Origin of the sequence: Methanococcoides burtonii DSM 6242, assembly GCF_000013725.1 — an archaeon.
GTDB lineage: Archaea > Halobacteriota > Methanosarcinia > Methanosarcinales > Methanosarcinaceae > Methanococcoides > Methanococcoides burtonii.
Window position 1 is genome coordinate 1,023,812 of sequence record NC_007955.1, and the last position, 14,884, is coordinate 1,038,695.

Genomic DNA, 14,884 nt, shown 5'->3' on the forward strand with positions numbered 1-14,884 from the left:
GATTGAAAGTCCACCCATTGAGTGGAACACTTAATATGTTTTATTAATATATAAGGGTTTTGATGCCCCATACCTCACAATAACAAGTTAAAAAGCAATATCTGCATTAATGCAGCCTTGCTCATTCACCCGCCTTGAGAGAACTCCTAATAGTTAACTCTTATATATAAGGGTTTTGATACTTTGCATATCATAACTCGAGATTATCAAATTAGCTCATAAATCCTCCCATTCTAATTTGATGACATTACCTCATACATAATTTGCAAATGAGTTAGTTTCTTTAACTCCATTTTGCAAATTTGTAGCTACAAGCAATTGATATGCAACGAAATTCATAACTGAATACAGTTTCTTACTGCCATTTTTCATTCCTCTGATGTCGAACTTTACAGTCAACTTAATATGATTGTGTACTCGTTCACATTCACCCCTGTGCGAATAATCTTCATCGAATCCATCATCTTTGATATTCTTGTTTCGCAAGTGCATACCTACCTGTTTTTCTCTTCCATTTTCATAGAGGAAATGAAGTTTTTCTTCATATTTCATATGAATAGATCCACCAAGTTTCCACATTTTGTTAACCCAGTGATCAATTCTTTCCATCATTCCCTCGTATTGAACTTTAGAATCCGAAGAGTATGCAATCACTGGTTTTGCATTCAACTTATACCAGATATCTGCATGATTCCTGAATGAATCATAACCTCCATCCAATGCATAAGTGTCAATGTCAACTCCCATTTCTACCAATGCATCAATATGTTTCTTCAATTCAGGAGAATCGTGAGAAGCACCTTTTGTATGAGTCATGTAGATTGGAAGTGTTCCAATCATGGTGATGTGAGCTTTGTCCATCTTACAATTATAATGCGGATTGTAATCTGCATACTTGTCATATCTTGATGCTTCAAGTGGAGTTGGATCTGTTTTCGCATCTCTAATCTTTGTATTTTTGGAGATATTCTTTCCAATTTTGAACATTACTTCATCGAGTCCAGTTTTTCCAAGTCTGTATTTTACAAAATGATGCAGTGTTGCAGGGGATGGAAGATTCATAATGCCGTTATTGTCTTCAAAAGAAAGAAGCTGCGCTTCTTCTTTTGTTAAGGTCGATATTGTTTTCTCAAATGAGAGGTTTCTATAACATTTCACAACGATGAGCTTTATCATTGACGAAACCTTATACCGAAAGTGCCAGTCCTTATCGGTATAATAGCTACTTTCAACATAAGAAGCAATGTCATCGATATCTAAGAAATACAAAAATTGGCATATTGATGCATTATCTGTGTTCAGATAGTTAGCAATTGAATCTCTGGTACAGATTCCGTCCGAAACATCGTAATAATATTTCATGGACTGGTACATTTTCTACAATATAAATGTAATGCATAAGCTATGCTCAGAGTGGTGCCAGTAGTCTTGAAAAAAGAGTTACGTTTTTAAAGCGAAAAGCTAATTTGATAATCTCAACTCACAACAACAAGTTGAAAAGCAATATCTGCATCAATGCAGCCTTGCTCATTCACCCGCCTTGCGAGAACTCCTAATAGTTAACACCATCATAATACACATTCAACATCCATGCGATCATATATTTCATCAAATGAACAAAGTGATCAACTGAAACGAGATATCATACCATTGGAAGATCTGCATCCTATACCAAATATTACCTATTCTACTGATAGAACATTAACAATATGTATATATAACAACAATTCGCCTTTACAAATATGAGTCAATTGAATAATAAAGTATTTCATGCCCTTGGAAGCGATACACGTATAAAGATACTTGAATTGCTTGACGAAGGAGAACATCATATCTCCGAACTTGCAAGAGAATTGAGAATTTCAGTACCCGTCGCTGCAAAACATGTCAATATATTGGAAGAGGCAGATCTTATCGATAGGAGGATCTTTGGAAAAACACATGTGTTAAAGCCTAAAAGGAAAAATATCTATATTGCAATGAACGCATTCGCACCAACAAAATCGATTGAAGTAGAAAAAGGTACAACATTACTTGATGCCCTTCGCGGAGTAGCAGCCATCAAGGTTCAGAAAAAAGGAGATCGTGAAGTTATCGTTTCGACTGATGGCGAAGAGGGTCTTTATGTCTATGAAATAAATGGTGAATTCTCTGAAAAATCTGTTAAAAACTGTGTTCTTGAAAAAGACACCACTATCGAGTGGAAGAAACTGGAACCAGTCACAAAGATAAAACTTGACATTCATGTGAAAGAATAAACTCCTGTTTTTAAGAAAAGCAATTGCTTCACCAACAATTTGCCCCATAGATATGCTGCAATATCTCACACATACACAAGACATTTGAGCACAAAAGCTGGCAGAGACGCAACCTTTAACAATAAACGAAGCATGATATAAAAACAGGTATAATATGTAAAACACCCCCTAGGTAAAGAGGGTGAGAAAAAGGATTCATAAAAGGTTGACCATGAAAAAAATACTGGATACAAAAGTAAAGCGTCTTGATACCGCTGTTGACAAATTGCGTATAAAACGCAAAGACAGCAATACACTGAAAGTAACTGAAAATGTATTCGATGATGCAACTTTAAAATCCTTATACACACTCTCCAATAAAGGAATAGTAGAAGCACTTGGAGGATCCATAAGCACCGGCAAAGAAGCGAATGTGTTCCTCGGCGAAGGAGAAGAACACGACATTGCCATAAAGATATACAGGATATCATCCAGTACATTCAGATCAATGGAAGACTACATTCTCGGAGACCCACGCTTCACGAACATCCGACACAACAAAAGAGACATCATCTTTGCATGGACCAAAAAGGAGTTTCGTAACCTCATACGTGCAAACGAAGCTGGCATACGCGTACCAGTACCCATCATCACAGAAAGGAACATACTTATTATGGAGTTCATGGGTAAGAATGAAAAACCATTCCCCGCTTTAAAAGATATAAAGCTCGAACTCGAAGATGGTCAACTGATATTCGAAACTATCATAGATGACATGCACAAGCTCTACACTAAAGCTAATCTTGTACATGGAGATCTTAGCGAATACAACATACTCATCGACACCAATGACCTAACGCCCATCATGATCGATATGGGGCAATCAGTTACCCTGGAACATCCACGAGCAGACATATTCCTAAAAAGGGACATTGAAAATATACTAAGATACTTTAAGCGTTTCAAAATTGATGAGACTCCCGAAAGCGTTTACAAACGCATAAAAAATACAGGGAACGAAAACTAAAAAGCGCAAACTATAATTACAATAATCAGCAGGTAGACCATATGAGCCATATCAAAGTACCCCAGGACAGAATCGGCGCAATAATTGGCCCACAGGGCAGCGTCAAAAAGATAATCGAAGAAAGAACCACTGCAACACTTGACATCGACAGTGAAAACGGCACAGTAGAAGTAATAGCAGGAGATGACCCTGTAGGTGCAATGAGAGCAGCTGATGTCATTCAGGCAATAGGCAGAGGATTCAACCCCGAAAAAACATACATATTCTTTGATGACGACCTTATAATGCTTGAAATAATTGATCTTTCCCAGACCGCATCCACTCCAAAGGAATTACTACGCCTCAAAGGCAGAATAATTGGAAAAGGTGGAAAGACAAGAGAAATAATAGAAAGTCTCATAGGGGTTAAAATGTCCGTTTATGGAAAGACAGTAAGTGCAATAGGTCATCCAGACCAGATACTCATTGTAAGGACTGCTATGGATATGCTCATCGGTGGCGCAACCCATGGTGCAGTATACAGTTTCCTCGAGAAGAAGAAACAAGACCTTATGCGTTCACAGCTTGACTCATACTAAAAACTAAGCGGATGATACCAATGGTGATCATCCATATTATCTTTCTTGGAATACGGGGGAGGTATCCATGACTGAACAAAAGAACATCATTGAAAAGGCAATTGAAATCGGGGATTTCACAACGCTTGTAAGTGCCGCAAAAAAGCTTGGCCTAACTAATAAATTCAGCAAAGAAGGCCCATACACAATTTTTGCACCTATAGAAAAAGCATTTGAACCAATTCCAGATAGTGTGATAGATGAAGCTTTTGATGACCAAGGTTACCTGATGGACATTGTAAATTATCACATCATCGAAGGGAAGTATTTCACATATGATCTTAAAGATATCCAGATTATCACTGCACTCAATGGAAAAACACTCGACATATCAAATAATGAAAAGTTATTGATCAACGGTATCGAAATAAAAAAGAAAGATATCGAATGTTCCAATGGTATCATACATGCCATTGAAGAGATCCTCATACCATAAACTCATGCCAAAGGCAACATCATGTGGACCTTTGTACCTACATTTACCTCGCTTTCTACCCACATCTGACCGCTATTGAGGATTACCAGCTTTTTAGTAAGTGCAAGTCCAAGACCTGTACCGCCGTACTTTCGTTTGGTAGAACCATCGACCTGATAGAACTTATCATAAAGATGCGGTAACTGTTCCCTGGGGATTCCAATACCATCATCAAATATCACAATATGCATCATATCGCTAATAGCACTTGCATGAATACCAACCGATCCATGATCGGAAGTAAACTTGACAGCATTTATTAAAAGATGATGCAATATATGTTTGAACTTTGTTTTATCTAACCTTATCGGATGTAGTTCGGGATTAACATCACAAACAAAAGAAATATTTTTTAATGAAATCGAATGCATCAGAGACTCTTTTACCTCCATAACAGAAGGTAAGATACAAAAATCTTCCAAATTTACTTCTGCCTTTCCTGCTTCGATCTTTGAAATTTCAAGGATCTCATTTATGATCTCTGAAAGATGATTTCCATTATTTGAAACATTCTGAACATATCTCCTCTGAACATCATTCAGACCCCCACACCGCCCATCCAACAATATTTCTGAAAAGCCAACAATGGAATTCAATGGAGTTCGAAGTTCATGACTTACATTGGCAAGGAACTCGCTCTTAGAACAATTTGCTGCATCAGCTATCGACATTGCACGCTTTAAAGCATCCTCCGCTTTTTTAGTAACAGTTAAATCCCGCAGTGCAACAAAGATATAAGAAGGCTCATTATCGCCATCGAGGATGAGATTACATTCAAGGATCGCCGGGAAGATACTTCCATCCTTCCTCATGTGCCACACATCTTCATTCTCACAGCCATCAGAACTTAAAAGTTTATCAAGAAGACGTTTCAAGTGCGGAACTTGCCCTTCATGATAGAACATCAAAAAATTAATATTAAGAAGCTCATCAGCAGAATAGCCATGAAGTTGAGAAAATGCTTCATTCGCATAAATGATATTTCCATCCATATCAAGTACAGATATCCCATAATTTGCCTTATAGGATATAGACTTGAATATATTCAGATCATTCTCAACAAGCTTCATTTCAACGAATTTACTCAGATAATGAGTAACCGAACCTACAAAACCCTCATTATCCCGGAAACGATCGCCATCCCCATCAGACATGTCTTCAGCATACCGGACTTCGAAATTCCCATGTACAACATTATCAACAATTATATCCTAACTACATCCCCAAATCGAATCAACGAAACATTCGGACTGAAATATATTGCCTTCATAAATTAGACAACAGCCTGTAACTGATCGATCCTTCAGATCAGAAAAAACGCTGTCAACTACTTTCTGAAATCCCTCATTCAGAGAAGGAAGATCATCAACAATACTTGAAACATTAAGCAAACATTCAAGATCACATACATGTTTGTTCAGATCATGCGTCTGCATTTCCAGAACATCACAAACACACCTACGTTCAGTGATATCAAAAAATGTCATCGCAAACACGCCAATAGAAGAGGAGAAGGCATTAACTTCATAAAAACGATCACCCATGAGCGAATAATCATCAAAGTAAGCACTTTCCCCAGTCAATGCCACCTTGCCATATTTTTCAACCCATGAGACATCCATATGAGGAAAAATATCCAGAACACATTTTCCGATAACATCGTCTTTCTTCAGACCTACAATTCTCTCAAAAGCCGGATTCACATTAAGAAAACAATAATTAATTGGAACTCCATCATCATTACAAATTATCTCATGTAAAGCGTATGCACAAACCATTTCATTGAATATCTGCGGATAAACATCCATTCCAACATACCCATCAGAAAGCCATCGCTCCGCACGATCAGAATCACGATCAATACGATCGAACACCACATCTGATTTCTGCTTTACTTCCCTTTCAGAAAACATTCATAATCCACATTTTTGTTTTAGGTCACGACCAGATGTAAACCAGTCATTAAATTTGTATTAGAGTCCATATCGTACTTACCACAGCGTCAATAATACCTAAGCACATGTCAACCTTTTGGTTATATCCGAGTCACATCCAAATAAATAAGCAATCAAAAAAGATGTTTATTCAAATTTTATAAAAATTATTTAGAATTTATTGTAAATAATTAATATTGATGACAAGACCTCCGAAGAAGTTTGCCGCCATCAACCAAGATCATATATCTTCAAGAAGTTCATCTACCAATTCAAGAAGGTCCTTCACCACCAGATCAGACTCTTCATCAATCCCAAGAGCGAGATTATTGACACAAAACGGACATGTTGTTAACAACACATCGGCAAACTCAGCCTGATCCACACGCTTAGAAGCTATATTTCCGGAAATTTCCGGGAACTGTGCCCTCACACCGCCGCCGCCGCCACAACAGCGTGCAGATTCCCTGCTATCAGCCATCTCCACAAATTCAATATCAGGAATATTATTGATAACATCCCGAGGTGCATCATAGATACCAAGATGTCGGCCAATATGGCAGGGGTCATGATATGTTACCGTTTTCCCGTAAGGCTTAAGGGGCAACTCCTGCTCACTCAACCATTCGATGAAATGCAGGGCCTTGAACGGCAACTCCATAAATTGCGGGTACTCTTTCCTGAACATCCTCAAACACCCTGCACAGGAGAACAGAACTATTTCTGCACAAGTCGCTTCTATCGCTTTAACATTGACCTCCGCCTGTCGCTTTATATTGTCATCAGAAAAACCAAGCCTTCCAAGAACGCTGCCACAGCATACCTCATCAAGCAGCGTATAATCCACACCAAGTTTTTTTAATATAGAGATACCTGCCTCTGCAATCTCCTTATTCCTATAGGCTGCACTGCAGCCAGTAAAATAAGCGATCTTGGCATTATGTGGCCTTTCACCAAATATCTCGATCCGGCTCTTCTCTTCCCCGAAAGGATTACCCAGCATTGCAATAGATTCTGAGATCTTGCGATGAGTAGGACTCATAATATCTGAAGCCACAAGGTCCTTCCTTATAGCCTCCACAACCCCCACAACATCTGTTGAAGAAGGACACCTGCGAGTGCAATCTGCACAGGTAGTACACTGGTACAGCCTCTCAACAACAGACTCATCCGGCTCGATATCGCCTGAATACAGACCATAGCAAAGTGCCATCTTACCCCTTGCCACCGAAGAATCCCACTCGACATCAGCAAATATCGGACATACATCTTTACAAAATCCGCACTGAGTGCAATTGATCAATTCCTTTTTCCACTTGTCCAGATTATCAGTTCGCATTCACTCATTCTCCACATGATATCGCAGCCGCGCAATGAAATTCTCTTCCCAGTCCATTATTTTGTATGGGTTCATAATATTGTTCGGATCAAGCCCTTTCTTGATCACTTTCATCACCCCAAGGCTTGATTCTCTTTCCTTAAGGAAGAACGGGGCCTTCGTCATCCCAACACCATGCTCACCGGTTATCGTACCACCAAGGTCCATGACCTTCTCATATATCTCCGAGACTGCCTTTTCTGCCTGATCCCAATGAGACTGCCTTGTCGGGTCCATCAGAACCTTCGTGTGCAGATTACCATCCCCGGAATGGCCATAACTTGCAATAATAATATCATATTTATCAGAAATTGCCTGAAAAGCTTTCACAGCTTCCGGCACTTTGCTCATGGGCACGGCCATATCATCAGCAAGCATAACTGTCACAAGGTCATCATGATACTTTGACAAAGCAGGTATCATCGCTTTCCTGCCTTTCCATAATTCCTCTTTCCTCTCAGCATCGAAAGTAAAATCAACAGAAAGGGAACCGGATCTCTTACAGACATCCGTCACTTTCTCGATCTGCCCCTTCACATCATGGGAACTGCCATCGACCTCTATCAACAGTATTGCTTCTTCATCAGGAAGCCCAAGACATACAGCCTTGTTCACCGCTTCAATGCAAACACGGGACATCAGCTCCAGCCCGGAAGGAATGACAGGATAAGCAATGATATTAGAAACGCACCGACCCGCATCTTCCAGTGTCTCAAACACAGCCACTGCAACAGCAGTAGCTTCTGGAAGAGGAGTGATCCTGAGATTGACCTCTGTAATAACACCAAGTGTACCCTCCATACCGCACATCAGCTTTTCGAGCTGGTATCCGGCAGAGTTCTTCAATGTCCTTGACCCGAACCGTGCAATTTCCCCTGTAGGAAGAACAACTTCCATTCCAAGAACATAGTCCCGTGTAGCGCCATACTTCACAGCATTGCCACCGGAAGCGTTCGTGGCTACCATACCACCAATGTTTGCAACGTTACCACTTGATGGACCCGGTATAAAAAAACCATATTCCTTAAGTTTAGCATTCAAGTCCTTATGAATAACTCCTGGCTCAACAACCACATAAAGATCCTCAATATGAAGTTCCTTGATAACATTCATCCTTTGAAGGTCCATGACAACTCCGCCTGCAACAGGCACACAGTGTCCGCAAAGAGCGGTCCCCGCACCCCTTGGCACCACAGGAAAGAGCAGCTCATTTGCAAGTTTCACTACTGCCGCCACCTCTTCAGTGATCTTTGGTCTGAGAACAGCATCCGGCATACTTCGGTGTATTCCGGCATCTGTGGAATATGCATATAGTTCCGCTGTGGTCGTGCGGACATTCTCATCTCCCACAATCTCTCGCAGTCTGTCGATGATATGTTGGTCCATTGTAACTCCAGTTCATTCAATAAGTGGAATAGTAAGACTTCCCTGAGGAAGAATGATCGCATAAGGTTCTTTTTTGTCTGCTTTTATAACAGCCACCGCTTTATCAAAAGCCTTCTGGACACTCTCCTGAGGCTCAAGTTTTGCCCGGAGCAGTATTTCGTCATCAAGGTCAGAAACCGCCCACATCTTCGCCATTGTACCTATCTGTGCCATCCTTGCAGCCTTGTGGAAACCAAGCTTATAGCATTGTGAGGTCTTTTCCATGACATCCTCACATGTAGCAGATGAACTTAGCAGGTTCAGGAAAGTGTCCTCTCCCACCCCATCGCGGCATTTGGATACCATGATGATAATGCCACCCTCCTCAAGAGCAAGCCTTCCATTCTCAAGAGCTTTCTGCGACTGGTAAAGATCGATATCCATTGGATACGGAGCAGCAGTCAGTACGATATTACCTTTTTTAGTGGCACTGGTGCAGAACACCTCATTTGCCTTTTCCACAGCTGCATCAAATGACTTGAAAAGGTCACCTGCTGCCATGGCATAAAGTCCATGGTCCGCAGTCAGTATTGTCTGTATGGAAAATATATTGAGGTCACTAAGAACTGCCATGGCATCGGTCATATCCTCTGCCACAGGATTACCTTCAAGAGCGAGGGACTGGGCCTTATTTGAAAGAGCATGCTTGTGGTTCATCTCGATCGTCTTAAAGCCAGCCACTCCGGGAAGAAAGGCTTTTCTGCCTCCGGTATAACCTGCAAAATAATGCGGTTCGACACTACCGATAACAAGGATGTTACCGGCTTCCCTTACCATTTTATTGAGGTATATCTCTGTGCCATTAGAGGAGACGCCAAGATATTCCATATCCTCATCTTTTCTTGCATCGTGGACATAGATAGAATCTTTGAACTCATCATACAGGTTTCCGAAAATGAATCTGAACTCATCTTCTGTGGGTCCCCTGTGTGCACCTGTGGCGACTATGAACTTTACATCGGGATGGGAACGTAAGGTATCCTGCACTTCCTCAAGAACCCGAGCAGTAGGCGTAGGTCGTGTAGCATCATTTACTATAACGAGGATTTTATCGGCATTGTTCGCAAATTCTACGAAGGGTTCCTTTTCAACAGGGTTTGAAAGAGCTTCTAAAATTATGCTTAACTCATCCCCTACTTCCGGTTCGTTGGGGGATAAGACCTCATGAGGAATGGTCACATCGATATCAACAAAATCATTTCCATAGGGGATCTTTACATTCATTATTGTTGCTCCTTTTATAATATTTCAGAACTTTGTGTCATATATGAACCATTGTAAGTGAATTTAGTATAAAAATACTAGGGAAATGAAGAACAATTGGATATCGAATTTTTAGGCAAAGAATTTCTACAAAACCTAATTTAAAAAAGATGTATCCCCTCAATATTGAGTGGGTAATTTAATATTTGATTTCCCGGCTCTGTAGAAATCCTCAATATTCGGACAATAATTAAATTTGAAAATATTATTGAATGGGCTGTACGATATTGGATTCAAATCTCAATTTCAGTCTAAGGATGTGGATTTTGATAGGATTTCTACAGAGGCATTCATTGATAGCATAAAATATTTAGGTGACTCTATATATAATATTATGATCATATTATATTATAGATTATAAGTATATTCTGAAATTATTATACAGTTATAGTTTATATTATTTATGTTTATAAATGAAGGTGATTTTATAATAAATATTTGTAATTCATCGATGTTTAATCTTTGGGAAGACAACATAGTAATTATAAACCCTGATGGTTTCATAACTTATACAAATAAAAATTGGGAATCGTTTGCAAAGGACAATGGTTTAGACCCATCCAAATGCAGTGAAGGAACGAATTACTTAAAGATATGTGATGAAGCAAATGGTGAACATGCAACTGGAGCTTCTATTGAAGCAAAAGGTATAATCGATGTCATAAACGGGAATAAAGACATTTATAAAATCGAATATCCATGCCATAGTCCTGATGAAAAACGCTGGTTTTTACTGAAAGCCACACCTCTTTCGAAAGTGTACCCAACCGATGTTCTATTACAACACATAAACATTACTGACCGTAAAGAAGTACAAATTAAATTAAAGAATTCTGAACAACAATTTCGTAATGTTCTGGAAAATATAAGACTTATAAGTATTACACTGGATACGATTGGAAACTTGATCTTTTGTAATGAATACTTCCTGAACATAACTGGATGGAAAAAAGAAGAGATAATTCATAAGAATTGGTTTGAGCTATTTGTTTCCCATGACATTAAATCTGAAATTAATGATATGTTTCGGACTACAATCAAAAACAATTCATATCCCACATACTATGAAAATGAGATTCTAACAAAAAATTGTGAAAAAAAGATTATCGCCTGGAATAATGTGGTCAATAAGGATCAAAATGACAAGATTTTAAGTATAAGCTGTATCGGTGAAGATGTAACTGAAAAAAGGCAATATGAAATAAATCTCAGGAAATTTAAATCGATATCAGACAGAGCTAATTATGGGAGTGCTACAACAGATCTTCATGGTAATGTGACTTATATTAACGATTATTTTGCTTATCTTCATGGTTACTCTCCAGATGAATTAATTGGAAAAAACCTTTCAATATTCCACAGCGATGGACAGCTCGAAGAAGTACATCGGGTTAATGAAGAGCTGATGGAAAATGGTAGCTATACAAACATTGAAATTTGGCATACTCACAAAAATGGCACTACATTTCCAATGCTAATGAGTGCTGTAGTTATGAAGGATGAAGGTAGAAACCCTCAATACCTATCTGCTTCAGCAGTTGACATCACACATCTAAAAAATATTGAAGATCGGATATATGAAAGTGAGAAAAAATATTCTAGCCTTGTGGAAAATGGAAATGATGGTATTATCATTATTCAAGATGGTTTGATTAAATATGCAAATCGTAAGATGATAGAGATGTCAGAATATTCTCATGAAGAATTAATTGAAAATCCTTTTATTGATTTTGTTTCACCTAAATATATCGAGATAGTCAAGGATCGCTATCAAAAAAGATTAAATGGAGAAGATATTCCAAGTCATTATGAAATCGAGATTGAAGCAAATGATGATAGAACGATTCCTGTAGATCTCAGTGTTTCCATTATTAATTATCAGGGTCTTCTGGCAACGATGGCTATTTTAAGGGATATTTCCGATTGGAAACAAGCAAAAGCAGCATTGATCTATGCCAGGCTTACAGCTGAAGAAGCGAACAGGACCAAAACGGAGTTTCTTGCTAATGTAAGCCATGAACTAAGAACCCCACTGAATCCCATAATTGGTTTTTCAGACATTTTGGTTAGTGGGGTAGCGGGCGAACTTAATGAAAAACAGAAAAAGTATGCTTTGAATATCAAACAAAATGGATCTAAGCTTTTAACAATTGTAAACAGAATTATCGATATGTGTAATATTAGAATCTCAAAGTTAGATCTAAAATGTGATTGTTTCAAGGTAATAGAAATGATTATAGAAACTAAAGATCTGCTGAATAGTATTGCATTAAAAAAAAAAATACTGTTAGACTTACATATTGATCCTGAGTTGAATGAAATTGTTGCTGATAAAACCAAGACCAGAGAGATTCTGTACAACCTAATTGAAAATGCTATAAAGTTCACACCATCTGGTGGCCATGTATCCATCCATGCCATACAGAAAGACGACTATGTACAAATATCAGTTACTGATACGGGAATTGGTATAGCACATAGTGATATCGGTATTATCTTTAGACCTTTTCTACAGGTAGATAGTTCAACAACTCGTCAATATGATGGTGTTGGATTAGGACTCATGCTTGTAAAGGAATATGTGAAACTTCAAGGTGGTGACATTTGGGTTGATAGTGAGTTGGGTAAGGGCAGTACGTTTACATTCACACTTCCAATGTGTCCAATGGAAATAGGTACTTCCATTAATAAAAGGGTATGATCCTTATTCGATCAATGACTTTTTCATACTAAATGACTAAAAATTGAATCGATGCACATAAATACAGTTCCGATCTAACAAAATATATTAATTACATAATGTTGTATCATTGGTATAATTCAAAGGTATAAATATGGGAATCAATATAAAAATAGCATCTGATTTTGAAAATGCCTTACTTAAGATTGATAAAATTACAGCAGAAAATATTGTTCAAAAAGAATTACTTGATGCGCAAGTAGATATTTTTAATATTATAGATTACATAATCTCACCTGCACTTGAAAGTATCGGACATAAATGGGAAAATGGAGACATTGCACTCTCACAGGAATATATGGCAAGTAAGATTACAGAAGAAATTATTAATGAAATATTGCCACTTGATAATCCACAAAGAAATTCAAAACCAAAAATCGGAATTACTACCCTTGAAGACCAGCACATGCTTGGGAAACAGATATTGAGAAGTCTCATTAATTCAACAGGCTTTAACCTCACTGATTATGGTAGTATATCTATCGAAAATATCAAAGAAAAAATAAAGTCAGATAATATCGAAGTTCTTTTCATTTCCACCCTTATGCTGAACCAAGCACTCACAATAAAAGAAGTAACTGAGTTTATAGAACTAGAAAAAACCAATACAAAGGTCATAGTAGGTGGTGCACCTTTCCTTTTTGATGATGGATTATGGAAAGAGGTCAATGCTACTGCAATGGCTAAGACTGCTGTGGAAGGTCTGCATATAGCTCAGGAACTTATGGGGGAATTATGATGATCAAAGAAGAAATGACGTCTATGGAACGCGTACTGACAACGCTTGGGCAGGAAGAGCCTGACAGGGTACCTTATTTCCTTTTCCCGAACATGCATGGTGCGAAAGAACTGGGGATGTCTATCAAGGAATATTTCTCTACTTCTGAGAATGTGGTTGAAGGCCAGCTAAGATTGAGGGAAAAGTATGGTCATGATTGTTACACTCCCTTCTGCTATGCATCACTTGAGATTGAAGCCTGGGGTGGAAGTACTATCTTCTATGAAGATGGACCCGCAAACGCAGGAGCACCGTTCATCAAGAACATAGAAGACATAGAAAGCCTTGAAGCTCCCAGTGTGTGGGATAGTCCTCAGCTTCTTAAAGTCCTGAAAACAACAGAAATGTTGAAAGAACATGCAGGAGAAGATGTACCGATAATAGGTGTTGTGATATCACCATTTTCTGCACCACCTATGCAGCTTGGTTTTAGCAAATATTTCGATATCATGTACGAAAATCGCGAGTTATTCGATAAACTCATGGAAGTAAATACTGATTTTTGTATCGAATGGTCAAATGCACAAATAGAAGCAGGTGCCACAATAATTTGTTATTTTGACCCAATTTCGTCTCCCTTATTAGTTCCAAAAGAATTATACAAGGAAACTGGGTACAAGATCGAAAAGAATGTAATTTCCAACCTTAATGGCCCAACTGCAGTTCACCTTGCATCAGGAACCGCTTTACCGATAATAGATGATATTGCAGATGCAGGAGCTGCAGTTGTCTGTACCAGTGCAATGGAAGACCTTGCAGAAGTCAAAGCAGCATGTAAAGGCAGGATGTCTGTACTTGGAAATCTAAATGGTATTGAGATGAGAAACTGGACTGCTGAAACAGCAGAAAATAAAGTAAAGGAAGCTATAGATAAGGCTGCAAAAGGAGGAGGTTTCATCCTTTCAGATAATCATGGTGAGATTCCATATCAGGTACCAGATGAAGTCCTCATAGCCATTTCTAATGCAGTCCGAAAGTATGGAAATTATCCAATTGACAGGTGAAAACGA

The 14,884-nt window shown here is 38.5% G+C and carries 13 protein-coding genes; 7 read left to right on the forward strand and 6 right to left on the reverse strand.

The window, feature by feature from the left end:
* Nucleotides 1-252 precede the first annotated feature (252 nt).
* Complete coding sequence (locus MBUR_RS04870; RefSeq protein WP_011499037.1) at nucleotides 253-1,374, reverse strand: ISNCY-like element ISMbu11 family transposase; 1,122 nt, start codon at nucleotides 1,372-1,374, stop codon at nucleotides 253-255.
* 368 nt (nucleotides 1,375-1,742) lie between these two features.
* Here MBUR_RS04870 and MBUR_RS04875 point away from each other — a divergent pair, with 368 nt between their 5' ends.
* From MBUR_RS04875 to MBUR_RS04890, 4 genes are all read left to right on the forward strand, one after another.
* Nucleotides 1,743-2,258 carry an ArsR family transcriptional regulator gene (locus tag MBUR_RS04875; RefSeq protein WP_011499038.1) on the forward strand — a complete coding sequence of 172 codons (516 nt, stop codon included), beginning with the start codon at nucleotides 1,743-1,745 and terminating at the stop codon, nucleotides 2,256-2,258.
* Between the two features lie 211 nt (nucleotides 2,259-2,469).
* Entirely contained in the window at nucleotides 2,470-3,264 is a 795-nt protein-coding gene (locus tag MBUR_RS04880) for a serine protein kinase RIO (protein ID WP_011499039.1), read from the forward strand.
* A gap of 41 nt (nucleotides 3,265-3,305) precedes the next feature.
* Nucleotides 3,306-3,842, forward strand: coding sequence for a KH domain-containing protein (locus tag MBUR_RS04885; RefSeq protein ID WP_011499040.1), 537 nt, complete (start codon nucleotides 3,306-3,308; stop codon nucleotides 3,840-3,842).
* Nucleotides 3,843-3,909: 67 nt separating this feature from the next.
* Nucleotides 3,910-4,317: a fasciclin domain-containing protein gene (locus MBUR_RS04890; protein WP_011499041.1), complete on the forward strand. Its 408-nt coding sequence runs from the start codon at nucleotides 3,910-3,912 to the stop codon at nucleotides 4,315-4,317.
* A gap of 2 nt (nucleotides 4,318-4,319) precedes the next feature.
* Here MBUR_RS04890 and MBUR_RS04895 read toward each other — a convergent pair whose 3' ends face one another.
* From MBUR_RS04895 to larA, 5 genes are all read right to left on the reverse strand, one after another.
* On the reverse strand, nucleotides 4,320-5,510 hold the full coding sequence (locus MBUR_RS04895; protein WP_011499042.1) for a PAS domain-containing sensor histidine kinase: 1,191 nt from the start codon (nucleotides 5,508-5,510) through the stop codon (nucleotides 4,320-4,322).
* 57 nt (nucleotides 5,511-5,567) lie between these two features.
* On the reverse strand, nucleotides 5,568-6,269 hold the full coding sequence (locus MBUR_RS04900) for a PAS domain S-box protein (RefSeq protein WP_011499043.1): 702 nt from the start codon (nucleotides 6,267-6,269) through the stop codon (nucleotides 5,568-5,570).
* Nucleotides 6,270-6,531: 262 nt separating this feature from the next.
* A complete protein-coding gene (locus MBUR_RS04905; protein ID WP_011499044.1) occupies nucleotides 6,532-7,629 on the reverse strand; it encodes a (Fe-S)-binding protein in 1,098 nt (365 codons plus the stop codon).
* A complete protein-coding gene (locus MBUR_RS04910; protein WP_011499045.1) occupies nucleotides 7,630-9,054 on the reverse strand; it encodes an FAD-binding oxidoreductase in 1,425 nt (474 codons plus the stop codon).
* 12 nt (nucleotides 9,055-9,066) lie between these two features.
* A complete protein-coding gene (gene larA / locus MBUR_RS04915; RefSeq protein WP_011499046.1) occupies nucleotides 9,067-10,317 on the reverse strand; it encodes a nickel-dependent lactate racemase in 1,251 nt (416 codons plus the stop codon).
* 442 nt (nucleotides 10,318-10,759) lie between these two features.
* Between larA and MBUR_RS12930 the strand changes: the two genes are divergently transcribed.
* The 3 genes from MBUR_RS12930 (at nucleotide 10,760) to MBUR_RS04930 (ending at nucleotide 14,878) form a co-directional block, all read left to right on the forward strand.
* Nucleotides 10,760-13,057: a PAS domain-containing sensor histidine kinase gene (locus tag MBUR_RS12930; protein WP_011499047.1), complete on the forward strand. Its 2,298-nt coding sequence runs from the start codon at nucleotides 10,760-10,762 to the stop codon at nucleotides 13,055-13,057.
* Nucleotides 13,058-13,190: 133 nt separating this feature from the next.
* Nucleotides 13,191-13,835, forward strand: a complete 645-nt coding sequence (locus tag MBUR_RS04925) for a cobalamin B12-binding domain-containing protein (RefSeq protein ID WP_011499048.1) — start codon at nucleotides 13,191-13,193, stop codon at nucleotides 13,833-13,835.
* A complete protein-coding gene (locus MBUR_RS04930; RefSeq protein ID WP_011499049.1) occupies nucleotides 13,832-14,878 on the forward strand; it encodes a uroporphyrinogen decarboxylase family protein in 1,047 nt (348 codons plus the stop codon). Before MBUR_RS04925 ends, MBUR_RS04930 begins: the two co-directional genes overlap by 4 nt.
* Nucleotides 14,879-14,884: the final 6 nt, after the last annotated feature.